Here is a 24,505-nt window from a genome sequence, read left to right on the forward strand (position 1 = left end):
TCAGCCCTTGGTCTCGAGATAGCGCTTCATGTCATCGCGCAGGCCGTCACGCAGATCGGCACGCGCCATGCCGAAGGCGATGTTGGCCTTCAGGAAGCCGGACTTCGAGCCGCAATCGTGCCGCTCGCCGTCAAAATCGACGCCATAAAACTTCTGCGTCTTCGACAAGCCGATCATCGCGTCAGTGAGCTGGATCTCGCCGCCGGCGCCGCGCTCCTGCGTCTCCAGGATCTTGAAGATCTCCGGCTGCAGGATGTAGCGCCCGGTGATCGAGAAGTTAGACGGCGCGGTGCCCTTCGCCGGCTTCTCGACCATGCCGTCGACCTCGAAGATCTTGCCGTCGCGCTTGCCGACGCCGCAGATGCCGTATTGATGCGTCTGGTCGGCCGGCACCTCCTGCACCGCGAGCACGTTGCTCTTCTCCGGCAGCTTGTTGGCGGCGGCGATCATCTGCGCCAGACAGCCCGGCGAATTCAGCACCAACTCGTCCGGCAGCACCACCGCGAACGGCTCGTCGCCGACGATGTCACGCGCGCACCACACCGCATGGCCCAGACCGAGCGGCGCCTGCTGGCGGGTGAAGCTGACGGCGCCGGCCTCCGGCTGGTCGCGCGCTAGGATCTCGATCTCGGTCTTCTTGCCGCGCGCCGCGAGCGTCGCATCGAGCTCATACATGCGATCAAAATGATCCTCGATCGCAGTCTTGTTGCGCCCGGTCACGAACACGAAATGCTCGATGCCGGCTTCCTTGGCTTCGTCGAAGACGTATTGGATGAGCGGCTTGTCGACGATCGTCAGCATCTCCTTCGGCATCGCCTTGGTGGCGGGAAGGACGCGGGTGCCGAGACCGGCGACCGGAAATACGGCTTTGCGGATCTTCATGGGCGCTGATTAAACCTTGTGACGAATGAATGCGAAACCGATCGCATGTTGGTAGCTGGTTTGCAGCCGAGAACAAAGGCGGATGTTGGTCCGGTGTTCCGCCGGAGGCAGCGGGAACGGCTAAATTTCGCTGCGGAAATGATGAACCTCGTTAATCTCCCGTTAAGCAGGATTGGGCCTCGTGAAGGCCGGTCTTCCTACGATCTGGATTGAGACATGGTGCAACGGAACGAAGTCCTGGCGGCGCTGAAGGCCGGAGCGCGGACCGCTGTGGTGGTCACAATGGTGGCAGCGGTGTCCGGTTCCGCATCAGCCCAATCCGGCGGCAATCCGCTGAACCTCCTCGACAGCCTGTTCAACGGCTCCCAGACCAAGGGAAACCCGGGTCAGGCGGCGCCGGCCCAGTCCCCCGCGCCATCCGGGCCGCAACCGTGGAGCGGCGAGGACGGCGCCTCCGGTCATCCGCTGATGACGGCGGCCGCGATCCGCGAGGCCGCCGGCAATTTCGACGCGTGCGTCGCAGGCATGTGGCCAGATGCCGCGCGGCGCAACATCACGCAGGACAATTTCCAGCGCTTCACCGCCGGCATGGCGCCGGACCTGCGCATCATGGACCTGCTCGATGCGCAGCCTGAATTCACCAAGTCGATCTGGGACTATCTCGACATCCTGGTGAACGACAATCGGCTCGCGAAGGGCCGCGAGGTGCTGGCGAAGTACAAGCCGCAGTTCGATGCCACGGAGCGCGCCTATGGCGTCGATCGCTTCATCATCGCGGCGATCTGGGGCATCGAGTCCAACTACTCGACGCAGATCGGCGACCGCAGCGTGCTGCAATCGACCGCGACGCTGGCCTGCATCGGCCGCCGCCAGTCCTATTTCAAGGACGAGTTCCTGTCGGCGCTGGAGATCCTCAACCGCGGCGACCTGCGCCCCGAGCAGTTGCGCGGCTCCTGGGCCGGCGCGTTCGGCCCCACCCAGTTCATGCCGACCGCCTTCAAGCGATTCGCGGTCGACGCGGACGGCGATGGCCGCCGCGACGTTGTCGACAATCCGGCCGACCTGATCGCCTCGACCGCCAACAATCTGAAGAAGGACGGCTGGCAGACCGGCCAGAGCTGGGGCTACGAGGTCGTGCTGCCGCAGGGCTTCAACTTCATGCTGGCCGACCGCGCCAAGACCATGAGCTTCGCCCAGTGGGGACAGCTCGGGCTGCGACGCGCCGACGGCCAGCCGTTCCCGGCCACGTCCGAGAAGGCCTATCTGCTGGCACCGGCCGGTGCCCAGGGGCCCGGCTTCCTGATGCTGCAGAATTTCCGCGTGATCATGAAATACAATCCGGCCGAGGCCTATGCGCTGGCGATCGGGCATTTCGCCGACCGGCTGCGCGGCGCGCCGCCGTTCGTGCAGGCTTGGCCGCGGGAGGAACGGACGTTGTCCCGGGCCGAGCGGCTCGAGCTGCAGCAACTGCTGGCTGCGCGCGGATTCTACCGCGGCATGCCGGACGGACAGTTCGGCGGCCAGACGCGGGAGGCGTTGCGGAACTTCCAGGCCTCGATCGGGGCACCTGCGGACGGTTTTGCCACCACGGACGTGCTGGAGCGGCTGCGCGGGCGCTGATTGCGACGATTCTGCCCGCCCTGGTAACCTTTTGGGGCGATTGCAGGCCCCATCAACACCATCCGGTGAATGCCCGTTTGCGGCCTGATTCGGGTCCTATTATATGGGTTGTCACGATTTCGCCGCGCGGCGGTGCGGACGGGTGCGCATGTCAAAGCTGAAGTCCTTCCTCAAGCTGTTGAACGAGCCCGGCCCGATGGTCGTGCTGGCGGTCGTCATCGCCATGCTCGTCGGCATCGCCGGCCCGGCCTCGGCCCAGTTCTTCAATTTCAACCCGTTTTCCTCGCCGCGGCCGGTACCGCGCGGCGGTGGTGGCGGCTGGTTCGGCAACGACTTCTTCACGCCATTCCAGCCGCAGCAGCCGAAGAAGGTGACCCAGGATTATTCCAAGGCGCCGCCGCCCGAGAAGCGCGACAATGCTCCGGAGCGCTACGTGCTGGTGCTCGGCGACGGCATGGCCGACTGGCTCGCCTACGGCCTCGAGGACGCCTATGCCGAGCAGCCCGACATGGGCGTGACCCGAAGGATCAAGACCAATTCGGGCCTCATCAAGTACCAGCCGAAGGGTGAGCCGGCCGACTGGGCCGCCGCCGCCAAGGGCATCCTGGCCGGCGAGCGCGCCGACGCCATCGTAATCATGCTCGGCCTGAACGACCGCCTCTCGATCCGCGAGCCAGCGGTGGATAAGGCCGTCAAGCCTGACGACAAGAAGGGCGACAAGACTAAGACGGACGCCAAGTCCAAGCCTGGGGAGACCAAGCCCGCCGACGGCAAGCCAGGCGAGACCAAGGCCGGCGATGCCAAACCGGATGGCAAGACGGACGCAAAATCCGACACGGCCGCCAAGCCGGCCGACAGCGAGCTGCCGCAGGACGAGGCCGACAACGACACGCCCGCGGTCGCCGCGCCGGAAAAGACCGCCCGGTCGCCCAACGGACTCTATGAGTTCCGCGACGAGCGCTGGGTCGAGCTCTATACCAAGAAGATCGAGGAGATGATCGCGGCGGCCAAGAGCAAGGGCGTGCCCGTGCTGTGGGTCGGCTTGCCCGCGATCCGTGGCCCGAAGGGCACCGCCGACGCGCTGTTCTTGGACTCCCTCTACCGCGACGCCGCCGGCAAGGCCGGCATCACCTATGTCGATGTCTGGGATGGCTTCGTCGATGAAGCCGGCCGCTTCCTGCAGAAGGGCCCGGACTTCGAAGGCCAGATCCGCCAGCTGCGGTCCTATGATGGCGTTTATTTCACCAAGCCCGGCGCCCGCAAGCTCGCCCACTATGCCGAGCGCGAGATCAACCGCCTGCTTGCGGCGCGCTCGTCGCCGCTGGAGCTGCCGGTCGAGCCGGCAACGCCCGACGCCAACGCCGTCCCGGGCCAGCCCGCGCCGCGCCCGGTGGCCGGACCGATCCTGCCGCTGGTCGCTTCCTCCGTCGGCACCGATCAACTGCTCGGCGGTCCGGGCTCGCGCCCTGCCGCCGTCGATGCACTGGCCGCCCGGACGCTGGTCAAGGGCGAGGCGCTGAGCCCGCCCGCCGGCCGCGCCGACGACTACATCTGGCCGCGCCGCGAGATCGGCCGCGAGCAGGCCAAGGAGCCGCCGAAGGAACTCGCGAAGCCCGACACGCCCGTTGCCGCGACGTCGCCGACCGAATCCGCACCGGCTGCCCCAAGCCAGCTCCCCGCGCAGCAGCGGCCGAGGCGGCTGACGACGCCGGGTGCGCCGAGCCAGACGCCGCCCGCGCAGGCCCAGCAGCCGGCTCAGGCCGGCCAGAGCGTCCGCGACTTCTTCGGCTTCGGAGCGCCGCAGCAGCCGCAGGTACAGCCGCCCAGGCCGCCCGCGGCCCGCAATCCCAATGCCCCGCCGCGCCCGCCTGCGGCGGTCGGCCGCTCCGCCGCCGTGCTCGAGGCGCCGCCGCGCTGATCGCACAAGCGGCCGCCTCTGCGGCTCCGCGTTTGAGACATAGCAAATCAGCCCGCATTCGATCTCGAATGCGGGCTGATTGCTTCATGAGCTTTGTTGAGTCGTGGGTGGCTCAGTAGCGCCAGCGCTGCGGCTGCGGGCGGCTCGACGGACGCATCAGCATCGCGAGCATGAAACCGATGCCGCCGGCGACCAGCAGCGCGCCCATCGGATTGTCCTGCACCCGCTTGGTCAGAGCCTGGGTGCCGTCACGCAGCGAGTCGGTGCTGCTGCCGAACGTATCCTTGGCGTAGTCCATCGCAGCATCGCCAGCCTCGCGCGCGGCGTCCTTGGCCTGGCCGTACAGATTCTGCACGACGCCCGATGCCTCTCGCGCGCGACCCGAGGCCTGGGTGCTCTTGTCTCCGGTCATCTCGCCGATGCCGCTCTCGACCTTGCCTGCGACATCCTTCGCCGTTCCGGTCAACCGATCCGTATCCATTGCCGCCTCTCCTTGTCTCGCGTTTGCGGGCTTCCCTCCTGCTAACCGGCTCGGACAGCGACGGTTCCGAGCGACTACAAAATCAGCCCGCCATCGACGACGATAGTCTGGCCGATGATGTAGGACGACAGCGGCGAAGCCAGGAACAGCGCCGCGCCTGCCATATCCTGCGGCGTGCCCAGACGTTTCAGCGGAATGCGCTGCAGGGCGCCCTCGAGACGCTGCGGATTGGCGGTCGTCACCTTGGTCATCTTGGTGTCGACGAGGCCCGGGGCGATGCCGTTGACGCGAATGCCGTCTGCCGCCCACGCCTCCGCCAACGTCCGCGTCAGTCCGACCGCGCCCGTCTTCGAGGCGTTGTAGGCCGGATTGCCCATCGTCGAGTGATAGGCCGCGGTCGACGAGACGATGATCAGCGCGCCCTTGGCATCGCGCAGCAGGTTGTGAAACTTCGTCGCACAGGCCATCAGGCTGATCAGGTTGACCTCCATGACCTTGCGAAACCCATCCATCGCAAACTCGCCGCGCCGGTAGAGCACCGCGCCCTGCGCCAGCACCAGCACGTCGAGCTGGTCGAAGCCCGGTGCGAACGCCTCGATGGCGGCGGCGTTGCTGACGTCGAGCTGCTGATAGTGCAGGCCGTCGAGATCGGAACCTTCGTCAACCGTGTAGTCGGCCGGGCTGGCGCGCGTGCCGCAGACCGCGACATTGGCCCCCTGCGCGCGAAATGCTTGTGCAATGCCGTTGCCGATGCCGCTGGAGCCGCCGACCACCAGCACCTGCCGCCCCGAGAAGTCGAGCGCGTTCATCTCCCCTGCCCTCTCCATGTTGTTTGTCGACCTGTGTGGAGAGCGGCGCCGCTGCTGTCAACGGCACACCGCGTGACGCTATTCGCGCACGTGCCGGAGATGTGACGCTACTTCGCAGGCGTCAGCCGCCTGAGGCGGCCCGGCGAATTGTCCTCGATGATCCAGACCGCGCCGTCGGGCGCGACGGCGACGTCGCGGATGCGCTCGCCCATGTCCCAGCGCTCGGCCTCGTCGGGCTGGCCGTCGGCCGTGAAGCGCACACGCACCAGCGCATGCACCCGCAGGCCGCCGATCAGCGCGGAGCCCTTCCATTGCGGAAACATCGCGCCGTCATAAAAGGCGAGCCCGGCCGGCGCGATCACCGGATCCCAATACAGCGGCGGCGCCGCAAGATCCGGACGCGTCGCATGCCGCGGGATCGGCGTGCCGTTATAATTGTCGCCGTTCGACACCAGCGGCCAGCCATAGTTCTTTCCCGGCTCGATCAAATTGAGCTCGTCGCCGCCGCGTGGCCCCATCTCGTGCAGCCAGAGCCGGCCATCCGCGGCAAACGCAAGCCCATAGGGATTGCGATGGCCCGTCGTCCAGGTCTGCGCCGGCACGCCCTTGTCCTCGGCCATCGGATTGTCCGCGGGTGTGTTGCCGTCGAGATCGAGCCTGAGCACCTTGCCGCGCGCCTGGCGCGGATCCTGTGCGCTGTTCGGCTGCATGCGGTCGCCGACGGTGAGGAACAAATGCGTTCCCTGCGGATCGAACGCGATGATCCCGCCGGGCTGACCGCCGCCGCCCGCCGGCGTCTGGCGCCAGATCACGCTCGGCTCGTTCAGCGTCGCGCGATCGTTCGCCAGAGACAAGACGGCACGCGTGAGCACCAGGCGGCTGCCGTCGGTGCTTGGCTCGGTGTAGGTGATGTAGATCTGCGACGTCGTTGCGAAGCTCGGCGAGACCGCGACGTCGAGCAGGCCGTTCTGTCCGCGCGCGGCAACGGCGGGCACGTTGCCGACCTCGATCTTCTGGCCGTTCTGAGTCACCACGTAGATCCGGCCCGGCTTCTCGGTGATCAGCATCCGCCCATCCGGCAGGAAGGCGATGGCCCACGGCGTATCGAATTCGGCTACGTTCTGGGCGGAGAAGGGCTGGACTGCGCTGACCTTGCGGCCGCCGGCATTGATGCTGTCGGCCTGCGCGGCCGCTGCGGCAACGAGGCTTGCAGCCAACGCCGCCAAGGTCATGAATGTCCGGTGCAGCACCATGGTGACTCCCGTCTGTTGATCCTCATCGCAGTGCGTGAATGCGGACGCCCGCGATCGGTGCCTATCGAATGGGTCGGATTGGTGATACCCCGGTCGGGACCACAAGGTGCGCATATTTCCGTGAGCCGCAAAATGCAGGACCACAAGCAACTCAGCCGATCCGTGAGAGGATTGACCGTCCTGATCACCGGCGCCGCGTCGGGCATGGGCCGCGCGACCGCACGCGTGTTCGCAGACGAAGGGGCGCAGGTCGCCGTCACCGACCTCGATGAGAGCGGCGCGCAGGCCGTGGCAAACGAGATCACAGGGGCCGGCGGTGTCGCGCGCGCGTGGCGGCTGGATCTCGCCGATCGCGAGGCGATCAGCAGCGTGGTCAACGCGGCCGCCGCGCATTTCGGCGGCCTCGACATCGTCGTCAACAATGCCGGCATCTCGGTGCGGGTGGCGATCGACGATGACGCCTATGACGACGCCTGGGCTAGGGGGATCGCGGTCATGCTGACGGCGCAGCAGCGCGTCATTCGCGCTGCGCTGCCGCATCTGCTGAGGTCGAGCAGCCCGCGCATCGTCAACATCGCCTCGACCGAGGCGCTCGGTGCGACCGCGCTGCACAGCGCCTATTCCGCCGCGAAGGCCGGCGTCACCGGACTGACGCGTTCGCTCGCGGTCGAACTCGGGCGCGACGGCATCACCGTCAACTGCATCTGCCCGGGGCCGATCACCACCGCGATGACCGCGCGCATTCCCGACGAGCAGAAGGCGATCTATGCCAGACGGCGCACCGCGCTCGGACGCTACGGTGATCCAGCAGAGGTCGCGCATATGACCCTAAGCCTGTGCCTGCCGGCCGCTTCGTTCATCACCGGCGCCGTGATCCCGGTCGACGGCGGACTGATGGCCCGCAACGCGTGACGGCATGACAGACGTGCGCGAGGGCGATGCGCGCTCGCGTTGACTTCATGCACGTCCGGCGTAGCCTCTGGTCAGCGCGGGCTCACAGATCCGCCGTGAGAGGACTAGCAAGGAGGACGCCATGGCCATCGCCATCCGGCAGTTGCATCCCCAATTCGTCGGCGAAGTCTCGGGCGTCGATCTACGCAAGCCGCTGACGCCGGACGAGGTCGCGCAACTGCAGGCCGCGATCGATCACTATGCGGTGCTGGTGTTGCACGATCAGGACATCACCGACGAGCAGCAGCTCGCCTTCGCGCTCAACTTCGGCGACCGCGAGAAGGCGCGTGGCGGCACCGTCACGAAGAAGGAGGACTATCGCCTCACCACCGGGCTCAACGACGTTTCCAATCTCGGCAAGGACGGCAAGCCGTTGCCGCGTGACCATCGCACGCATCTGTTCAATCTCGGCAACTGCCTGTGGCATTCCGACAGCTCGTTTCGCCCGATCCCGGCGAAGTACTCGATCCTGTCGGCGCGGGTCGTGAACCCGAAGGGCGGCAACACCGAGTTCGCCGATATGCGCGCCGCCTATGACGCGCTCGACCCGGAAACCAAGGCCGAGCTCGAGAATCTCGTCTGCGAACATTCGCTGATGTATTCGCGCGGCTCGCTCGGCTTCCTCGACTACACCGACGAAGAGAAGGAGATGTTCAAGCCGGTGCAGCAGCGTCTCGTCCGGACGCATCCCGCGCACGGGCGGAAGTCGCTGTATCTGTCGTCGCATGCCGGCGCCGTCGTCGGCATGAGCGTGCCGGAAGGACGGCTGCTGCTGCGCGATCTCACCGAGCACGCCACGCAGCGAGAGTTCGTCTACGTTCACCGGTGGACGCTGCACGATCTGATCATGTGGGACAATCGCCAGACCATGCACCGCGTGCGCCGCTACGACCAGTCGCAGCCCCGCGACATGCGCCGCGCCACGGTCGCCGGCACCGAGCCCACGGTGGCGCAGCAGGCCGCGGAGTAGCGGGCTTCGGCGAACGCCGCCGTCATTGCGAGGAGCGCAGCGACGACGTGTCCGCCGAAGCGCATCGGGTGAAGGCGGAAGCAATCCAGATTCATCGCGGGATTCCAGATGGCTCTACTACGTAGCAAGCAACGGTGTTTGCTGGCTGCGCTCGGCGCTCCTGATATCGGAGCGTCATGGACAGAGTTTCGCAGACTGCGTCTCACCAACACCAGTGTCGTCCCGGACAAGCCCGGCAACGCGCGAGCGTTGTCGGGCGAAGATCCGGGATCCATACTCCGCGAAGTCTATTGTTGAACCCGCTCTAACGGCATCGAGCGTCACCACGCCCGCCGCGGCGTATGGGTCCCGGCGCGGAGGCCGGGACGACGCGCAATGAATTTTGAGCGGTCTTGCGGCAGAACAAGAGGCCGAGCGCGAACTACGCATGCCCCGCGGCGTTGGACAGCATGCCCGGGTCGATGCCGATCTTGCGCAAAGCGAGATCGTATTTGTCGCCGACATTGTCGCCGAAGATCAGGTCCGCGTCGGCGTCGCAGTGCAGCCAGCCATTGTCCTGGATCTCTTCCTCAAGCTGGCCGGCGCGCCAACCGGCATAGCCGAGCGCGAGGATGGCATGCTTCGGGCCGTTGCCCTTGGCGATCGCCTTGAGGATGTCGATGGTCGTCGTAAGACACACGCCGTCGTTGATCTTCAAGGTCGCGTTGGCGATGAAGTAGTCGCTCGAATGCAGCACGAAGCCACGTCCCGTATCGACCGGACCGCCGCTCAGCACCTTCATCGTCTCGGCGCTGTCGGGAAGATGGATCTGGTCGCCCTTCTCGATGATGTTCAGCTGCATCAGCAGTTGCGGGAAATCGATGCTGCCGGCCGGCCGGTTCACCATGATACCCATGGCGCCCTCGGCGGAGTGCGCGCACAGATAGATCACCGAGCGCTCGAACCGGGAGTCGCCCATCACGGGCATTGCGACCAGCAATTGACCGTCGAGATAACCGCCGTGAGAGGCCTGGTCCCCGATCCCGGTCACTTTGCGGCGAATGTCGCCGAGCCTTTTTGCTTCAGGATTCATCCGCGAGGACTCTCATGATGGTTGATATCCTGATATTGGGATGCGCATCTGTCAATCAAGGTTCAGGCCTCCGCGCCGGAATCCGCTCACAAGCAATTCAATGGTTTGCACCCGAACCAAACCTTAAAGACGTCTCATGTCCGCCTTGGTTCCTCGTCTCTCCGCCACGCTGTTCGCCGCGTCCCTTCTCGTGTCCTGCCCGCCCGGCGCTTGGGCACAGGATAGTTCGCCATGGCAGCGCGACGGCCACTCCGCGGTCCGACTGCTTGCGGGCTCGCGCAGCGGTCCGGTGCTGCTCGGCGGCATCGCCTTTCAGCTGCAGCCGGGCTGGAAGACCTATTGGCGCTCGCCGGGCGACTCCGGTGTGCCGCCGCGGTTCGACTTTTCCAAGTCCGACAACGTCGAAGCCGTGACGGTCCTGTGGCCGGCGCCGACCAAGTTTGACGACGGCGCGGGCGGCCACTCACTCGGCTATCACGATGCCGTCGTGCTGCCGCTGCGCATCGTCGCCAAGAGCGCCGACAAGCCGATGACGTTGCGCGCCGAGATCAGCTACGCGGTGTGCGAGAAGATCTGCATTCCGGTCGACGCCAAGGCCGAGCTCGCCTTCACCAGCGTCGCGAGCACCGAGGATTCGGCGCTGTCGGCCGCGCTCGACACCGTGCCGAAACCCGCCAATGTCGGCGATCCGAATGCCTTGACGATCCGTGACGTCAAGCGCGACGGCAAGAAGGACGTCATCGTCGACGTGGCAGCGCCGGGCACACGCGGGATCAACCTCTATGTCGAGGGGCCGACGCCGGACTGGGCGCTGCCGATTCCGACCCTGCGCGACAGCGGTATTCCGGGCATCATGCGCTTCGCTTTCGAGCTCGATGGCGTTCCGCCGGGCGTGAAGCCCGACGGCGCGGCGCTCAAATTCACGCTCGTCGCGCCCGACAAGGCCTACGAATTCAACGTGAACCTGCCCTGACGCTCCCGTCCCGCCCCAGCCGGTCCGATCCAACCCATTCTTAACGGTGGGTTGATAGGACAGAGGCATCGCCGCGCTCCACGCGGCCGTGGAGCTTGACCCGAGCCGTGGCTCTCATCGACGCCCGCAACGCACCCGCACCCACAGGCCTCGCAGCGCGGCTGATGACGCGTCTGCGCGCACTCGCCGGCAGCGGCGAGGCGTCGCTGACGCAGCGGCTGGCGGCGCTGATCTTCGTCATCCGCGTGCTCAGCGCCGGCCTCGCCTATTTCTCCCAGATCGTGCTCGCGCGCTGGATGGGCGGCTCGGATTACGGCGTCTACGTTTATGTGTGGACCTGGGTGCTGCTGCTCGGCAGCATGCTCGATTTCGGCATCGCCTCGTCGGCGCAGAAGATCATTCCGGATTATCGCACGGCGGGCCAGCACGCGCTGCTGCGCGGCTTCCTGTCCGGCGGCCGCTGGCTGACGCTTACGACCTCCACGCTCGCCGCTCTGCTGCTCGCCGGCCTGATCGCGCTGCTGTCAGCGTGGATCGATCCGAGCGAGCGGATGCCGCTCTACATCGGCTGTCTCACGCTGCCGGCCTTCGTGGTCGCCAACACCCAGGACGGCATCGCCCGCTCGCACGACTGGATGGCGCTGGGGCTGATGCCGCAATTCATCATCCGCCAGGGCCTGATCATCGGCTTCACCGCGGGCGCCTTCGTGCTCGGCCTGCAGCTCGGCGCCACCGCGGCGATGGCCGCCAGCGCCGCCGCCGTCTGGGTCGCGATGCTCGGCCAGATGCTGGTGCTCAACCGCCGGCTCGGCCGCCACGTCCCGGCCGGGCCGAAGCAGTACGATGTCAGCGGCTGGCTCGCGGTGTCGCTGCCGATCCTCTTGGTCGAGAGCTTCTATCTGCTGCTGTCCTACACCGACGTGCTGGTGCTGCAGCAGTTCCGTTCGTCCGAGGAGGTCGGCATCTACTTCGCGGTGGTGAAGACGCTCGCGCTGGTCTCGTTCATCCACTACGCGATGTCGGCGACCACAGCGCATCGCTTCGCCGAATATCACGCGCTCGGCGACAAGGCGCGGCTATCGGCCTATGTCGCGCACGCGATCAAATGGACGTTCTGGCCATCGCTCGCCGCGACCCTGGTGCTGCTCGCGCTCGGCAAGCCGCTGCTGTGGCTGTTCGGCGCGCAGTTCACCGCCGGCTACGACATCATGTTCGTCGCCGCGATCGGCCTCGTGGTGCGCGCGGCGATCGGGCCGGTCGAGCGGCTCCTGAACATGCTGGGTCAGCAGCGCGCCTGTGCCATGGCCTATGCGGCGGCGTTCGTCATGAACCTCGTATTGTGCATCCTGCTGGTGCCGCATTTCGGCGGCCATGGCGCCGCAGCCGCGACCTCGCTCTCGCTCGCCTTCGAGACGGTATTGTTGTTCCGCATCGTCAAGCAGCGGCTGGGATTGCACGTTCTTGCCTTCGGCAAGGCATCCTGAGGAACCGGTCTCGACGCATCTGTTGCGTCATCTTGTCAGCCGCTTGACGGAACTGAGAGCGCAGCTCTCAGCGCGCAGCGATCACGCAAGTGTTGGGTGCAACGCCTTGATATTGGCGCGATCCTCCCAGCACATGGTTTCCGACCGCGCGTTGGGGGAGATCGAGATGCCGAGACTGGGGCTCGCAGTGGTGCTCGCAGCACCGTTGTTGTTGGCCGGCTGCATGGAGGCGACGTTGTCGCCGACCACGGATGCCGCGCTGACCCCGCGCGACCGTCAGTTGCTGTCGCGTGCGCCCTATGCCGAGGCGCAGATCCCCGAGCAGTTCCAGCGCCACATCGTCGAGTACACGCGGCAGGAACAGCCGGGCACGATCGTCGTCGATACCGACGCGCGCTTCCTCTACTACGTGCTCCCGGATCGCAAGGCCGTTCGCTACGGCGTCGCCGTCGGCGAGGAGGCGCAGGCCTTTCACGGCATTGCGACGGTCGGCAAGATGGCGGAGTGGCCGGACTGGGTTCCGACCGCGGAGATCCAGGCCCGCCTCGGACCGTATCCGAAGCGCGTTGCCGGCGGCCCGGCCAATCCGCTCGGCGCCCGCGCGATCTATCTGTACGACGGCAACCGCGACTCGCTGTATCGCATTCACGGCACCAACCAGCCGGAATATATCGGCCAGGCGATCTCGTCCGGCTGCATCCGCATGACCAACCAGGATGTCGCCGACCTCTATGGCCGCGTCCAGCTCGGATCGACCGTGGTCGTGCTGCCGCCGGGCCAGAGCGTCGCAGCGACCAACACCAGCATCTTCGCCCGGCGCAGCTGAGCGCCGCGACGTTCTGCACGCCCGCCGCAACGTGCCCCGCTCAGGGCGCGGCGGCGACGCTCAGAAATTCAGGCGGCACCAGATCGGTCAGCCAGACGCCGTTGTCAGCAAGGTAAAATCGCAGGCCCGCGCGATGCATCGCGGCGGCATCGACGCGCAGGACGATGGGCTTGCCGTGGCGCTGCCCGACACTGACGGCTGTCGTCTCGTCCGAAGACAGATGCACCTGCTGGCGTGACTGCGGCTTCAGGCCCTCGGCCATGATGGCCGCGACGAACCGGGTCGCCGTGCCGTGAAACAGCACGGCAGGCGGTTCGCACGGGGTCAGGCCAAGCTCCACCCCTACGGAATGTCCCTGCGCCGCCCGGATGCGCGTTCCATCCTCCGAGATGGTGAAGCGCTTCTTGTCGCTGGTCGCAACGACATGCTCCAGATCGGCGCGGTTGAACGCCGTTCCCGCCGCGGCCGCGCGGGCGATGAGGGCATCGATGGCAGTCCAGCCCTGGGCGTCGAGCGTGAGGCCGATCTTGTCAGGCTGGTGCCGCAGCACCAGGCTCAAGAACTTGCTCAGTCGAACCGCGTCCGGCGCCATCGTCCGCTCCTAGCCATAGCGCAGCTTCAGGCCGAGGATTGCGGCCACCAGCGCCAGCGTGATGACGTTGGCGAGAACCAGCGGCAGGTCGCCGATCAGCGCGCCGTACAGCAGCCACATCGCATTGCCGGTGGTCAGCAGCACGAACATGCCAATCGAGATGTCGCCGGTCGAGCGCGACCGCCAGGCCTTGATGACCTGCGGCAGGAACGAGCACGTGGTGCAGATGGCGGCGGCGAGGCCGATGAGGGTGGTCAGCAAGATGAGGTCCGTGGACGTACGTTCGAAAGAAGCCCGCTTGTAGAACGATGCGCGCCGAAGCGAAACCCGCATCGGCGCAGAGCTCATTGACGTTTGGCGCACGCCCTCGCCTCACCCGGCGGTCATTCCCCGCGCAGGCGGGGAATCCAGTACGCCGCGGCGTCGCGGTCGATCACGGGTGCCGGCGGGTACTGGATGCCCGCCTGCGCGGGCATGACAACGGAGGCTCCCTCCTCCGTCATCGCGAGCGTAGCGAAGCGATCCAGGGGCCACACAGACAGTCTGCCGTCAGAGCCCCTGGATTGCTTCGGCGCAAGGGCGCCTTGCAATGACGCTGTGGCAGGCTTGTTCGCCTCACCACAACTGTCATCGCCCGGCTTGATATTTAGCCCGGAGACATAGCGGCACCTGTTCGGACCAATCCAGCCCATTGTGATGTGTATGTCTCCGAACACCTGTAAGGCATCTGTCCGGGCCATACATCGAGCCGGGCGATGACCACGGAAGGATCAAGCAGCCGTCCAGCCGCCGTCGATCGACAGATTGGTGCCGGTGATCTGCGCCGCCTCGTCGCTGCACAGGAATAGCGCCAGCGCCGCGACCTGGTCGACCGTCACGAACTCCTTGGTCGGCTGGGCCGCCAGCAGCACGTCGTTGATGACCTGCTCCTTGGTCAGGTTGCGCGCCTTCATCGTGTCCGGGATCTGCTTCTCGACCAGCGGCGTCCAAACGTAGCCCGGAGAAATGCAGTTGCAGGTGATCTTGAAGGTGGCGAGCTCCAGCGCGACGGTCTTGGTGAGGCCGGCGATGCCGTGCTTGGCCGACACATAGGCCGACTTGAACGGCGAGGCGACCAGCGAATGCGCGGACGCCGTATTGATGATGCGGCCCCAGCCGCGCTTCTTCATGCCGGGCACCGCGGCATGGATGCCGTAGAACGCCGAGGAGAGGTTGATCGCGATGATCTGCTCCCACTTCTCCGGCGGAAATTCCTCGACCGGCGAGACGAACTGGATGCCGGCATTGTTGACGAGGATGTCGACGCTGCCGAACGTGCTCTCGCCGAGCGCGATCATGCCGGCGATCTCGGCCGGCTTGCTCATGTCGGCCGGCGAATGCACCGCCTTGACCTTGAACTCGCTCTCGATGCCGGCGCGCTCCTTCTCGATATCGGCCGGCGCGCCGAAGCCGTTGAGCACGATGTTGGCGCCGGCGCTGGCGAAGCCGCGCGCAATGGCAAGCCCGATGCCGCTGGTCGAGCCGGTCACCACGGCGGTCTTGCCCTTCAGATTCGTCGTCATTGCTTCACTCCTTCTTGGCGGCAGCCAAGCTGCCGTCCTGCGTGAGATCGTAGGTGACCATGGTCTCGCCGGACTGCGGCCGCTCGAGCCAATCCTTGTGGCGCATCGACTGATGCACGTCGCGCACGCCCGCCTCCCAATGCTCGACCATCGCGACATGGGAGAAGTCGTAGTCCTTCGACGAGCTCTCGTAGCTCTTGCTGCGATAGATCAGATGCACCACCGTGACCGTGTTCTCCTGCGCCGCCTTGCACAGAATCTCGAGCGACGGATCGTTGCGCAGCTCGTCCGGCAGCCTGGCATAAAGCTCGCGCAGCGCCTTGCGGGTGTTGTGGATCATCCGGTTCTTGTCGGTGTTCATCCGCGTCCGGCTGGAATAGCGGATGTCCTTCTCGCGCTCGGCCGCCTCCAGCAAGGTGCGCGGCAGCTCGCCGCGGGCGGAGAACAGATCGACCTGGAAGATCAGGAGATCACGATCTGTCTCGGTGTCGAGCACGTAGTCGAGCGGCGTGTTGGAGGCGATGCCGCCATCCCAGTAATACTCGCCGTCGATCTCGACCGGTGGAAAGCCCGGCGGCAGCGCGCCCGAGGCCATGATATGCTCGGGCGTGAGGCGCTTGCCCTGTTTGTTGAATTCGACATTGTCGAAATAGGTGAAGTTGCCGGTGGTGACGCCGACGGCGCCAACCGACAGCCGCGTCTTGAGATCGTTGATGCGGTCGAAATCGACCAGCCGCTCCAGGGTGCGCTTGAGCGGCGCGGTGTCGTAATAGCTCACCGATTGCGCCGTGCCGGCCGGCCACAGCGGCGCCGGCGGAAACCGCGGCGTGAAGAAGCCGGGCACGCCGAAGGCGGCGATCAGTCCGGCGCTGACTTCGTTGAACGCCGAGCGATGATGGTCGCCGTTGAGCAGCGGCTTCCACGGCACCGGCGACGACACCATCTCCCAGAATTCCTTCAGACGGTCGATGCGCTTGTCCCGATCATTGCCGGCGATGATCGCGGCATTGATGGCGCCGATCGAAATACCGGCAATCCATTCCGGCTCGAAATCGAAGTGGCACAGCGCCTGATAGGCACCGGCCTGGTAGGAGCCGAGCGCACCGCCGCCCTGCAGGACCAGGACTCGTTGCGAACAGGTGGGGGTTGCAGGCTGCGGGGGAAATGAATGGTGTGTCATTGCGCCGGTCATTAGCAAAACAAGCGCCAACGTGGCGTCACTTCGCGGTGACGTCAATCCACCCCAAAGCATAGGGGTCCCGGCTCGGACGCACTTGGGCGCGGACTGCGCAAGCCCGCGGCAGAGCTGACTGTCAGGACGGCTTCTTGCTGTCCGGCGTCGCCAGGATCATGGTCCAGAACACCTTGTACTTGGTGTTCGGAGCATAGCTCGCCGCGATGCCTATTTTTGTGACACCGTTCTTGAGCATGTTGGCGCGATGCGGCGGCGAGTCGCGCCAGCCGGAGAAGGCCTCCGCCAGCGTGTGGTAGCCCGCAGACACGTTCTCGACTGCGACGGTCGCGTCATAGCCCGCACCATTCAGCCGCTTGGCCAGCGGCGCGCGGACGTCGTGATCGAGCTTGTTCTTGTCGGCCATCGCCTGCGACTGCGACTCCGCCAGCCGCATCAACTCCGGATCGACCTCGACCATCCCGAGCCCGTTGTTCTGGCGGTATTGCGAAATCATCGTCGCCGCAGCGGCAGCATCGAGCCTGGCGCCCGCAACCGCCATGTCGGCATACATGGTCGGCGCCTGCACCACCGGCGTCTCGGCCGCGCAGCCGGCGAGCAGGAGTGCCAAGGAGAACGCGAGTGCCCGATGCTTCAATGAACCAGTCCCTATGCGGATACGAGAAGCGGGTTGTTGCACATCAACCGTGGCTGAAAGGTGAATCGACGGTAAGTTCCATCGGCGCAATTTGAGCCGTTTCGGCCTTGTAACGGTTCGTCAACCATGGCAGCCGCGCGGTCAAGTCTGTTGGTGCCAAGGACGGTATTGGTGCCAAGGACGGTGCCACACCTTCGGTATCGTCCCGGCCTCCGCGCCGGGACCCATACGCCGCGGCTGTCGTGTTGAATGCGATGCCGCTCCGGCGTGCCTCCAACAGGCTGCACGGAGTATGGATCCCGGCGCGGAGGCCGGGACGACACCACCTTTTTGGCTCGCTGTCAGGGACTAATTATCCGTGATCAAAGCGTGAGCCCGCCCGCTCAGCCCGCAAAGATCCGATAGTGCCGCGGCTTCAGGCCGATGCGGTCGCCGATGCGGAGGTCGCGGTCGCGGGGGGCGTCGATCTCGATCGTCGAGCCTTCGGTCAGCGCGATCTCGGCGCGCTGCACCGGGCCAAAGCTGCGGACGTGAGTCACGGCGCCGTGCAGCGTGCCGCTGTCCGCGGGACCGATCAGCATGTCGTGACGGCGCACGAACAGGGTCGAAGCGCCAGCGGCCACGCCTTCCGCCGCAAGGTCCAGCGGGCGGCCGTTGAGATGCACGGCACCGCCGGTGATCTCCACCGGCAGCATGATCGACTCGCCGATGAAGCCGTGCACGAAGGCGGTCGCCGGACTGTCATAGACGTCGCTGGGCGAGCCGACCTGCTCGATGCGGCCCTTGTCCATGACGACGACGCGGTGCGCGACCTCGAGCGCCTCCTCCTGATCATGCGTGACGAAGATCGAGGTGACGTTGATCGAATGATGCAAGGTGCGCAGCCATTGCCGCAGCTCCTTGCGCACCTTGGCGTCGAGCGCGCCGAACGGCTCGTCGAGCAGCAGGATGCGCGGCTCGATGGCCAGCGCACGCGCCAGCGCGATCCGCTGGCGCTGGCCGCCGGAGAGCTGGCTCGGATAGCGGTCGGCGAGCCAGTCGAGCTGCACGAGGTCGAGCAGCTCCTTCACGCGCGCCCGGATCTGCGCCTCGCTCTTGCGGATGCTGCGCGGCTGCACGCGCAGGCCGAAGGCAACGTTCTCGAACACGCTCATGTGCCGGAACAGCGCGTAGTGCTGGAACACGAAGCCGACATGACGCTCGCGCGCGCCGCGGTCGAGCGCGTTCTCGCCGTCGAACAGGATCTCGCCGGCGTCGGGCCATTCCAGCCCGGCGATGATCCGCAGCAGCGTCGTCTTGCCGGAGCCGGAGGGTCCAAGCAGCGCCAGCAGCTCGCCATTGGCGACCTTGAGGTCGACGCCGTCGAGCGCCTTGAAGGAGCCGAAGGTCTTGACGACGCCTCTTGCTTCAATGGTCATGAGGCAGGTCCCCGTCGATGTTGCGTTCGAGAATGGTCTTGGCGATCAGCGTGATCAGCGCCAGCATCGCGAGCAGCGAGGCGATCGCGAACGAGGCCACCATCTGGTACTCGTTGTAGAGAATCTCGACCAGCAGCGGCATCGTGTTGGTCTCGCCGCGGATGTGGCCCGAGACCACCGAGACCGCGCCGAACTCGCCCATCGCACGCGCGTTGCAGAGCAGGACGCCGTACAGCACGCCCCATTTGATATTGGGAAGCGTGACGCGGAAGAAGGTCTGCAGGCCCGAGGCGCCGAGCGAGATCGCCGCCTCCTCCTCCTGCGTGCCCTGCTCCTGCATCAGCGGGATCAGCGCCCGTGCGACGAACGGGAAGGTCACGAAGATGGTGGCGAGCGCAATGCCCGGGAAGGCGAACAGGATCTGCAGATCGTGCTCTTGCAGCCAGGGCCCGAAGAAGCCCTGGGCGCCGAACAGCAGCACGAAGACGAGGCCCGAGATGACGGGGCTCACCGAGAACGGCAGATCGATCAGCGTGATCAGGACGGTCTTGCCGGGGAAGTCAAACTTCGTGATCGCCCAGGCGGCGACGAGGCCGAACACCAAATTGCTGCCGACCGAGACCGCCGCGACGCCGAGCGTGAGACGGATGGCGGACCACGCCTCGGGGTCGGCCAGGGCAGACAGATAGGCCATCACGCCCTTGCTGAACGCCTCGACGAACACGACGACGAGCGGCAACACGACGAAGATCGACAGGAAGGCGACCGCCAGCGTGATGATGGCGATGCGGACGACCGTCGGCTCGGCGCGCGGATCACGCCGGGCGGCACTTTCGGCCAGGCTGCGCGCCGAGGCGTCGGGCGTCCGTTGCAGGGTCATCTCGATGCTCATGTCGCGGCCTCAGGTGGACGCCTGGGACTGAGCCCAGCGCTGCAGGCGATTCACCGCGAAGATGATCACGAATGCCACCACAAGCATCACCACTGCAATGGCCGTGGCGTCGGCATAGCGGAACTCGGACAGGCGGATGACGATCAGGAGGGGGGCAATCTCGGACACGTTCGGGAGATTGCCGGCGATGAAGATCACCGAGCCGTACTCGCCGACGGCCCGGGCGAAGGCCAGCGCGAAGCCGGTCAGCAGCGCCGGGGTCAGGCTCGGGAGGATGACTTTGGTGACGATGTGCCAACGGCTGGCACCGAGGCTGGCCGCCGCCTCCTCGATCTCCGGATCGAGGTCGATCAGCACCGGCTGCACGGTCCGGACCACGAACGGGATGCCGATGAAGATCATCGCGATGAAAATGCCGAGCGGCGTGAACGCCACCTTGATCCCCATCGCCGCCAGCGGCGCGCCGAGCCAGCCCTTCTGCGCAAACAGCGCGGTCAGCGCCACGCCGGCCACCGCCGTCGGCAGCGCGAACGGCACGTCGACGATGGCATCGAACAGCCGGCGGCCCGGAAAGCGGTAGCGCACCAGCGCCCAGACCACGATGGTGCCCATCACCAGGTTGACGAGCGCCGCCGCAAACGACAGCCCGAACGAGATCTTCAGCGCGCTCAGGGTGCGCCGGCTCGTGACGATGTCCCAGAACTGCGCCAGGCTCAGGTCGGTCGAGCGGACGAACAGTCCAGCCAGGGGAATGAGCACGATCAGGGACAGCCAGGTCAGCGTCAGTCCCATGGTGAGACCGAAGCCCGGCAAGGTGCTGCGTCGGGGTGCAAGTACGCTCAAGAAGCCACCTGGCTCATTCCGATGTCCCTATCCGTGCCGGATCATCAGTTCTTGTAGATCTGATCGAAGATGCCGCCCTCGCCGAAGTGATCCTTCTGCGCCTTGGTCCAGCCGCCGAACACATCGTCGATCGTGAACAGATCGACCTTGGCGAACGCGTCGGCGTAGGTCTTGGCCACGTCGGGATCGCGCGGACGATAGAAGTTGCGTGCGGCGATTTCCTGGCCTTCCTTCGTATACCAGTACTTCAGATAGGCTTCGGCAGCCGCCTGCGTGCCCTTCTTGGCCACGACCTTGTCGACGACGGCAACTGGCGGTTCGGCCAGGATCGACAGCGACGGTGAGATGATCTCGAACTTTTCCTTACCGAATTCTTTCAACGCCAGGTAGGCCTCGTTCTCCCAGGCCAGCAGCACGTCGCCGACACCGCGCTCGACGAAGGTGACGGTGGCGCCGCGGGCGCCGGTATCGAGCACGGGAACGTGCTTATAGAGGTCGGCGACGAACTGCTTGGCCTTGTCGGCCGAGCCGGTCTTCTTCAGCGCATAGCCCCAGGCGGCCAGGTAGTTCCAGCGCGCGCCGCCGGACGTCTTCGGATTCGGGGTGATGACGTCGACGCCCGACTTGAGCAGATCGTCCCAGTCCTTGATGCCCTTGGGGTTGCCCTTGCGCACCAGGAACACGATCGTCGAGGTGTAGGGCGAGGCGTTCTGCGGCAAACGCTTCTGCCACTCCTTGTCGAGCAGGCCCCTGCCCGCGATGGCGTCGATGTCATAGGCCAGCGCCAGGGTCACGACGTCGGCCTGCAGGCCGTCCATCACGCTGCGCGCCTGCGCACCCGAGCCGCCATGCGACTGCTTGATCTCGACCGACTTGCCGGTCTCCTTCTGATAGTTCGCAGCAAACGCCTTGTTGAACTCGACATAAAGCTCGCGCGTCGGATCGTAGGACACGTTGAGCAGGTTCACGTCGGCAGCATAGGCTGCTCCCGCCCAGGCCAGACCAGCGACAACAGCCAGAACACGCCGCATCATCCAAGCTCTCCATTTCCTAGGGCCTGCGATGTTGCAGGCGCGTCCTGCAGATCGCCGGATGTGCACGTCGGAGTCAACGAAACCGGATTTTCTTGTTTGCGGCCCGGCATAGGCATTTTGCTACAAGGCATTCGGCATCGAGAGAGCTGTTCTTTGCCGCGACACAATGTCGTCATCGCGGCTCGAAGCAGCCAGCGGCGACGGTCCCAACTACACCGCCGAGGTCGCCACCGTGTGGATGCCGCATTCCGTCTTGTCACGACCGCGCCAGCGTCCGGCGCGCTCGCCTTCGCCCGTGTCCGAGCGGCTGGTGCAGGGCATGCAGCCGATCGAGCGGAAGCCGGAGGCGACCAGCGGGTGCTGCGGCAAATTGGCCGAGCGGTAGATCGCCGCAATGTCCTCGCGGGTGACGTTGGCGAACGGGTTGAACTTCACCCGCGCGCCATCCTGCTCGACGACGGGGATGGCCGCGCGCAGTCCGCCCTGGAAGCGCTTGCGGCCGTTGACCCAGGCCGCGAACGGCGACAGCGCGCGCGCCAGCGGCTCGACTTTCCGGATACGGCAGCAGGCGTCGGGATCGGAGAACCAGAGCTCGTTGTCGGCATCCTCGCGGGCCAGCGCTGACGCATCCGGCTTCATCGAGCGCACATCCTGCAGGCCGAGGATCTCGATCAGCTGGTCGCGATACGCCAGCGTCTCTGCAAACATGTGCCCGGTGTCGAGGAAGATCACCGGGATCGCCGGATCGACATCCGCCGTCACCTTCAACAGCGCCGCGGATTCCGTGCCGAACGAGGACACCACGGCGAGCCGCTCGCGGCCAATCGCCTGCAGCGCAGCGGCGATGACCTCCTGCGGCGTCGCGTTGCGCAACGCGGCGTCGAGCGCCGCGACCGGCGCCCCCGCAACCTCGCTCGATGCAGCCAAGGTGCTCACAGCCCGGCACTCTCCGAATGGCGCAGCTGCAGCCGCTGATGCAGCGCCGAGATGCGGCCGTCGCCGGCCGGCTGGTAGAACACCGAATAGCGCTTCACCGTCTCGCCGAAGGCTTCGGCATCGGCCTGCTTCTTGACGTCGAACGTATCGAAGCCGGCGCGCAGCATGAACACGAACTGGTCGCGCAGCACCTGCCCGGTGGCGCGCAGCTCGCCGCGGTAGCCGTAGCGCTCGCGCAGCAGGCGGGCCTGGGTGTAGGCGCGGCCGTCGCGGAAGCTCGGGAACACCAGCGCGACCAGCGCGATCCGGTCGAGATAGGGCACGAGATCGTCGACGTCGCGATTGTTCGGCCAGATCACGCCAAGCTTGCCGTTCGCGCGCCCGAGCAGCGCCTGCGGATCGGCAAGAAAGCGCGTCTCGGAGACGAGGATCGCGCCCTGCGCCGGCAGCTCGGCATCGTCGGTGACGCGGACGAACTCGTCCGCGATGATGTGTCCGCCCTTAACGAGTGGCATAAACCCGCTCCCTGAATGGTTCGACCCCGAGCCGCTTCACCGTGTCGACGAACAGCTCCGTGGGGCTCGCGCGTAGCGCAAGATAGGCTTCGACGATGTCCTCGACGACATCGGCAACTTCGGCATAGGGCACCGCGGGGCCGATCAGGGTGCCGAGCGCGGCGCCCTCGTCGGCGCGGCCGCCGATCGTGATCTGGTAGAATTCCTCGTTGTTCTTCTCGACGCCGAGGATCCCGATGTGGCCGACATGGTGATGGCCGCAGGCATTGATGCAGCCGGAGATGTTGATGTGCAGCCGGCCGATCAGGTTCGCCGTGTCGTGGTTGGCGAAGCGGCGCGTGATCTCCTGCGCGATCGGGATCGAGCGCGCATTGGCCAGCGAGCAATAGTCGAGGCCCGGGCAGGCGATGATGTCGGAGACGAGATTGACGTTGGGGACGGCAAGACCGACGTCCTCGAGCGCCTTCCACACCGCCGGCAGGTCGCGCTTGCGGACATGCGGCAGCGCCAGGTTCTGCTCATGGCCGACGCGGATTTCGCCAAACGAGTACTTGTCGGCGATGGCGGCGAGCGCATCCATCTGGTCGGCGGTCGCGTCGCCCGGCGGCTTGCCGATCGGCTTCAGCGACACCACGACGATCGCATAGCCCTGCGTCTTGTGGGCAAACACCGAGTTCTTGCGCCAGGCCTCGAACTTCGGATCGGCCGCGGCCTGCTTGAGCTCGTCCGGCATGTGCGGCAGCGTCTCGTACGCCGGATAGAAGAAGCGCGAACGGATGTCCTCGATGATCCCGTCGTCGATCTTAAGCACGCCGTCGCGGATCTGCTGCCACTCCTCCTCGACCTCAGCAGCGAACTTCTCGATGCCGAGCTCGTGGACCAGGATCTTGATGCGCGCCTTGTAGATGTTGTCGCGGCGGCCGTACTGGTTGTAGACGCGCAGGATCGCCTCGACATAGCTGAGGATGTCGTGGCCGTGGACGAACGGCTTGATGGTCTTGGCGATGAAGGGCGAGCGGCCCAGGCCGCCACCGACCAGCACCTCGAAGCCGGTCTCACCTTCCGCGTTCTTCAGCAGACGCAGGCCGATGTCGTGGATCTTGATCGCGGCGCGGTCATGCTCGGACGCCGTGATCGCGATCTTGAACTTGCGCGGCAGGAACGAGAATTCCGGATGCAGGGTGGTGAACTGGCGCAGCAGCTCGGCCCAGATGCGGGGATCCTCGACCTCGCCCGGCGCGACGCCGGCCCACTGGTCGGAGGTGACGTTGCGCATGTTGTTGCCGGAGGTCTGCATCGACTGGATGCCGACCTCGGCCAGATCGGCCATCGCATCCGGCAGCTCGGCGAGCTTGATCCAGTTGAACTGGATGTTCTGCCGGGTCGTGAAGTGACCATAGCCGCGGTCATAACGGCGCGCGACATGCGCGAGCCGGCGCAGCTGCTCGGAGGACAGCGTGCCGTAGGGAATCGCGATGCGGTACATGTAGGCGTGGAGCTGCAGATAGACGCCGTTCTGCAGCCGCAGCATCTTGAACTCGTCCTCGGTGAGCTCGCCCGAGAGGCGGCGCTTCACCTGGTCGCGGAACTCGGCGACGCGCTCGTTGACCAGCGTGCGGTCGATTTCATCGTAAGCGTACATGAG

General features: G+C 66.0%; 24 protein-coding genes. 7 read left to right on the top strand and 17 right to left on the bottom strand.

The annotated features are described in order from the left end of the window. On the bottom strand, positions 1–882 hold the full coding sequence (gene galU, locus ACQR07_RS31255) for a UTP--glucose-1-phosphate uridylyltransferase GalU (protein ID WP_434905913.1): 882 nt from the start codon (positions 880–882) through the stop codon (positions 1–3). Positions 883–1,098: 216 nt separating this feature from the next. On the opposite strand from galU, the gene ACQR07_RS31260 reads away from it, so the two are divergent. Both ACQR07_RS31260 and ACQR07_RS31265 read left to right on the top strand, forming a co-directional pair. Beyond that, complete coding sequence (locus ACQR07_RS31260) at positions 1,099–2,502, top strand: lytic murein transglycosylase (protein WP_434905914.1); 1,404 nt, start codon at positions 1,099–1,101, stop codon at positions 2,500–2,502. A gap of 148 nt (positions 2,503–2,650) precedes the next feature. Further along, the gene (locus ACQR07_RS31265; RefSeq protein WP_434905915.1) at positions 2,651–4,420 is read left to right on the top strand and encodes a DUF459 domain-containing protein; all 1,770 of its coding nucleotides are present in this window, start codon (positions 2,651–2,653) and stop codon (positions 4,418–4,420) included. Positions 4,421–4,532: 112 nt separating this feature from the next. Here ACQR07_RS31265 and ACQR07_RS31270 read toward each other — a convergent pair whose 3' ends face one another. The 3 genes from ACQR07_RS31270 to ACQR07_RS31280 all read right to left on the bottom strand — a co-directional run bounded on the left by ACQR07_RS31270 (position 4,533) and on the right by ACQR07_RS31280 (position 6,963). Continuing rightward, positions 4,533–4,901: a CsbD family protein gene (locus tag ACQR07_RS31270; protein WP_434905916.1), complete on the bottom strand. Its 369-nt coding sequence runs from the start codon at positions 4,899–4,901 to the stop codon at positions 4,533–4,535. A gap of 74 nt (positions 4,902–4,975) precedes the next feature. Then, positions 4,976–5,710 carry an SDR family NAD(P)-dependent oxidoreductase gene (locus ACQR07_RS31275; RefSeq protein WP_434905917.1) on the bottom strand — a complete coding sequence of 245 codons (735 nt, stop codon included), beginning with the start codon at positions 5,708–5,710 and terminating at the stop codon, positions 4,976–4,978. A 107-nt stretch (positions 5,711–5,817) separates the two neighbouring features. Continuing rightward, the gene (locus ACQR07_RS31280; RefSeq protein ID WP_434905918.1) at positions 5,818–6,963 is read right to left on the bottom strand and encodes a PQQ-dependent sugar dehydrogenase; all 1,146 of its coding nucleotides are present in this window, start codon (positions 6,961–6,963) and stop codon (positions 5,818–5,820) included. Between the two features lie 132 nt (positions 6,964–7,095). Here ACQR07_RS31280 and ACQR07_RS31285 point away from each other — a divergent pair, with 132 nt between their 5' ends. Beyond that, on the top strand, positions 7,096–7,875 hold the full coding sequence (locus ACQR07_RS31285; protein ID WP_434905919.1) for an SDR family NAD(P)-dependent oxidoreductase: 780 nt from the start codon (positions 7,096–7,098) through the stop codon (positions 7,873–7,875). Positions 7,876–7,996: 121 nt separating this feature from the next. Then, entirely contained in the window at positions 7,997–8,884 is an 888-nt protein-coding gene (locus tag ACQR07_RS31290) for a TauD/TfdA dioxygenase family protein (RefSeq protein ID WP_434905920.1), read from the top strand. A 421-nt stretch (positions 8,885–9,305) separates the two neighbouring features. Here ACQR07_RS31290 and ACQR07_RS31295 read toward each other — a convergent pair whose 3' ends face one another. Next, positions 9,306–9,956 carry a YqgE/AlgH family protein gene (locus ACQR07_RS31295; RefSeq protein ID WP_434905921.1) on the bottom strand — a complete coding sequence of 217 codons (651 nt, stop codon included), beginning with the start codon at positions 9,954–9,956 and terminating at the stop codon, positions 9,306–9,308. A gap of 136 nt (positions 9,957–10,092) precedes the next feature. Between ACQR07_RS31295 and ACQR07_RS31300 the strand changes: the two genes are divergently transcribed. The 3 genes from ACQR07_RS31300 to ACQR07_RS31310 all read left to right on the top strand — a co-directional run bounded on the left by ACQR07_RS31300 (position 10,093) and on the right by ACQR07_RS31310 (position 13,239). After that, positions 10,093–10,929: a protein-disulfide reductase DsbD domain-containing protein gene (locus tag ACQR07_RS31300; RefSeq protein WP_434905922.1), complete on the top strand. Its 837-nt coding sequence runs from the start codon at positions 10,093–10,095 to the stop codon at positions 10,927–10,929. 107 nt (positions 10,930–11,036) lie between these two features. Continuing rightward, positions 11,037–12,413, top strand: coding sequence for a lipopolysaccharide biosynthesis protein (locus ACQR07_RS31305; RefSeq protein WP_434905923.1), 1,377 nt, complete (start codon positions 11,037–11,039; stop codon positions 12,411–12,413). 166 nt (positions 12,414–12,579) lie between these two features. Next, positions 12,580–13,239, top strand: coding sequence for a L,D-transpeptidase (locus ACQR07_RS31310; protein WP_434865662.1), 660 nt, complete (start codon positions 12,580–12,582; stop codon positions 13,237–13,239). Between the two features lie 40 nt (positions 13,240–13,279). Here the strand turns inward: ACQR07_RS31310 and ACQR07_RS31315 are convergent, their stop codons facing one another. The 12 genes from ACQR07_RS31315 to ACQR07_RS31370 all read right to left on the bottom strand — a co-directional run bounded on the left by ACQR07_RS31315 (position 13,280) and on the right by ACQR07_RS31370 (position 24,502). Next, positions 13,280–13,831 carry an RNA 2'-phosphotransferase gene (locus ACQR07_RS31315; protein WP_434905924.1) on the bottom strand — a complete coding sequence of 184 codons (552 nt, stop codon included), beginning with the start codon at positions 13,829–13,831 and terminating at the stop codon, positions 13,280–13,282. A gap of 9 nt (positions 13,832–13,840) precedes the next feature. Continuing rightward, positions 13,841–14,092: a SemiSWEET transporter gene (locus ACQR07_RS31320; protein ID WP_434905925.1), complete on the bottom strand. Its 252-nt coding sequence runs from the start codon at positions 14,090–14,092 to the stop codon at positions 13,841–13,843. A gap of 509 nt (positions 14,093–14,601) precedes the next feature. Beyond that, positions 14,602–15,393, bottom strand: coding sequence for a 3-hydroxybutyrate dehydrogenase (locus ACQR07_RS31325; RefSeq protein WP_434865659.1), 792 nt, complete (start codon positions 15,391–15,393; stop codon positions 14,602–14,604). Between the two features lie 4 nt (positions 15,394–15,397). Continuing rightward, the gene (locus tag ACQR07_RS31330; protein ID WP_434905926.1) at positions 15,398–16,573 is read right to left on the bottom strand and encodes a DUF3734 domain-containing protein; all 1,176 of its coding nucleotides are present in this window, start codon (positions 16,571–16,573) and stop codon (positions 15,398–15,400) included. 133 nt (positions 16,574–16,706) lie between these two features. Then, positions 16,707–17,222 carry a CAP domain-containing protein gene (locus ACQR07_RS31335; protein WP_434905927.1) on the bottom strand — a complete coding sequence of 172 codons (516 nt, stop codon included), beginning with the start codon at positions 17,220–17,222 and terminating at the stop codon, positions 16,707–16,709. Positions 17,223–17,605: 383 nt separating this feature from the next. Next, positions 17,606–18,640, bottom strand: a complete 1,035-nt coding sequence (locus tag ACQR07_RS31340; RefSeq protein WP_434905928.1) for a sulfate/molybdate ABC transporter ATP-binding protein — start codon at positions 18,638–18,640, stop codon at positions 17,606–17,608. Beyond that, on the bottom strand, positions 18,630–19,532 hold the full coding sequence (gene cysW, locus ACQR07_RS31345) for a sulfate ABC transporter permease subunit CysW (RefSeq protein ID WP_434905929.1): 903 nt from the start codon (positions 19,530–19,532) through the stop codon (positions 18,630–18,632). Before cysW ends, ACQR07_RS31340 begins: the two co-directional genes overlap by 11 nt. A gap of 9 nt (positions 19,533–19,541) precedes the next feature. Next, positions 19,542–20,375, bottom strand: coding sequence for a sulfate ABC transporter permease subunit CysT (gene cysT, locus ACQR07_RS31350; RefSeq protein ID WP_434865654.1), 834 nt, complete (start codon positions 20,373–20,375; stop codon positions 19,542–19,544). Between the two features lie 44 nt (positions 20,376–20,419). Continuing rightward, positions 20,420–21,409 (bottom strand): sulfate ABC transporter substrate-binding protein, encoded by a 990-nt coding sequence (locus ACQR07_RS31355; protein WP_434905930.1) that lies wholly within the window; start codon positions 21,407–21,409, stop codon positions 20,420–20,422. A 210-nt stretch (positions 21,410–21,619) separates the two neighbouring features. Next, positions 21,620–22,345 carry a phosphoadenylyl-sulfate reductase gene (locus tag ACQR07_RS31360; RefSeq protein ID WP_434905931.1) on the bottom strand — a complete coding sequence of 242 codons (726 nt, stop codon included), beginning with the start codon at positions 22,343–22,345 and terminating at the stop codon, positions 21,620–21,622. Continuing rightward, positions 22,342–22,860, bottom strand: coding sequence for a DUF934 domain-containing protein (locus ACQR07_RS31365; protein WP_434905932.1), 519 nt, complete (start codon positions 22,858–22,860; stop codon positions 22,342–22,344). Before ACQR07_RS31365 ends, ACQR07_RS31360 begins: the two co-directional genes overlap by 4 nt. Beyond that, positions 22,847–24,502, bottom strand: a complete 1,656-nt coding sequence (locus tag ACQR07_RS31370) for a nitrite/sulfite reductase (RefSeq protein WP_434905933.1) — start codon at positions 24,500–24,502, stop codon at positions 22,847–22,849. The genes ACQR07_RS31365 and ACQR07_RS31370 overlap by 14 nt, the downstream gene beginning before the upstream one ends. Positions 24,503–24,505: the final 3 nt, after the last annotated feature.

The organism is Bradyrhizobium sp. HKCCYLS20291 (genome assembly GCF_051167715.1).
In the GTDB taxonomy this organism is placed as follows: Bacteria; Pseudomonadota; Alphaproteobacteria; order Rhizobiales; family Xanthobacteraceae; genus Bradyrhizobium.

What these genes read in the sequence shown, in the direction of transcription:
- galU (WP_434905913.1), bottom strand. Translation starts at nt 882, where the DNA reads ATGAAGATCCGCAAAGCCGTATTTCCGGTCGCCGGTCTCGGCACCCGC.
- ACQR07_RS31260 (WP_434905914.1), top strand. Translation starts at nt 1,099, where the DNA reads ATGGTGCAACGGAACGAAGTCCTGGCGGCGCTGAAGGCCGGAGCGCGG.
- ACQR07_RS31265 (WP_434905915.1), top strand. Translation starts at nt 2,651, where the DNA reads ATGTCAAAGCTGAAGTCCTTCCTCAAGCTGTTGAACGAGCCCGGCCCG.
- ACQR07_RS31270 (WP_434905916.1), bottom strand. Translation starts at nt 4,901, where the DNA reads ATGGATACGGATCGGTTGACCGGAACGGCGAAGGATGTCGCAGGCAAG.
- ACQR07_RS31275 (WP_434905917.1), bottom strand. Translation starts at nt 5,710, where the DNA reads ATGAACGCGCTCGACTTCTCGGGGCGGCAGGTGCTGGTGGTCGGCGGC.
- ACQR07_RS31280 (WP_434905918.1), bottom strand. Translation starts at nt 6,963, where the DNA reads ATGGTGCTGCACCGGACATTCATGACCTTGGCGGCGTTGGCTGCAAGC.
- ACQR07_RS31285 (WP_434905919.1), top strand. Translation starts at nt 7,096, where the DNA reads ATGCAGGACCACAAGCAACTCAGCCGATCCGTGAGAGGATTGACCGTC.
- ACQR07_RS31290 (WP_434905920.1), top strand. Translation starts at nt 7,997, where the DNA reads ATGGCCATCGCCATCCGGCAGTTGCATCCCCAATTCGTCGGCGAAGTC.
- ACQR07_RS31295 (WP_434905921.1), bottom strand. Translation starts at nt 9,956, where the DNA reads ATGAATCCTGAAGCAAAAAGGCTCGGCGACATTCGCCGCAAAGTGACC.
- ACQR07_RS31300 (WP_434905922.1), top strand. Translation starts at nt 10,093, where the DNA reads ATGTCCGCCTTGGTTCCTCGTCTCTCCGCCACGCTGTTCGCCGCGTCC.
- ACQR07_RS31310 (WP_434865662.1), top strand. Translation starts at nt 12,580, where the DNA reads ATGCCGAGACTGGGGCTCGCAGTGGTGCTCGCAGCACCGTTGTTGTTG.
- ACQR07_RS31315 (WP_434905924.1), bottom strand. Translation starts at nt 13,831, where the DNA reads ATGGCGCCGGACGCGGTTCGACTGAGCAAGTTCTTGAGCCTGGTGCTG.
- ACQR07_RS31325 (WP_434865659.1), bottom strand. Translation starts at nt 15,393, where the DNA reads ATGACGACGAATCTGAAGGGCAAGACCGCCGTGGTGACCGGCTCGACC.
- ACQR07_RS31330 (WP_434905926.1), bottom strand. Translation starts at nt 16,573, where the DNA reads ATGACACACCATTCATTTCCCCCGCAGCCTGCAACCCCCACCTGTTCG.
- ACQR07_RS31340 (WP_434905928.1), bottom strand. Translation starts at nt 18,640, where the DNA reads ATGACCATTGAAGCAAGAGGCGTCGTCAAGACCTTCGGCTCCTTCAAG.
- cysW (WP_434905929.1), bottom strand. Translation starts at nt 19,532, where the DNA reads ATGAGCATCGAGATGACCCTGCAACGGACGCCCGACGCCTCGGCGCGC.
- ACQR07_RS31355 (WP_434905930.1), bottom strand. Translation starts at nt 21,409, where the DNA reads ATGATGCGGCGTGTTCTGGCTGTTGTCGCTGGTCTGGCCTGGGCGGGA.
- ACQR07_RS31365 (WP_434905932.1), bottom strand. Translation starts at nt 22,860, where the DNA reads ATGCCACTCGTTAAGGGCGGACACATCATCGCGGACGAGTTCGTCCGC.
- ACQR07_RS31370 (WP_434905933.1), bottom strand. Translation starts at nt 24,502, where the DNA reads ATGTACGCTTACGATGAAATCGACCGCACGCTGGTCAACGAGCGCGTC.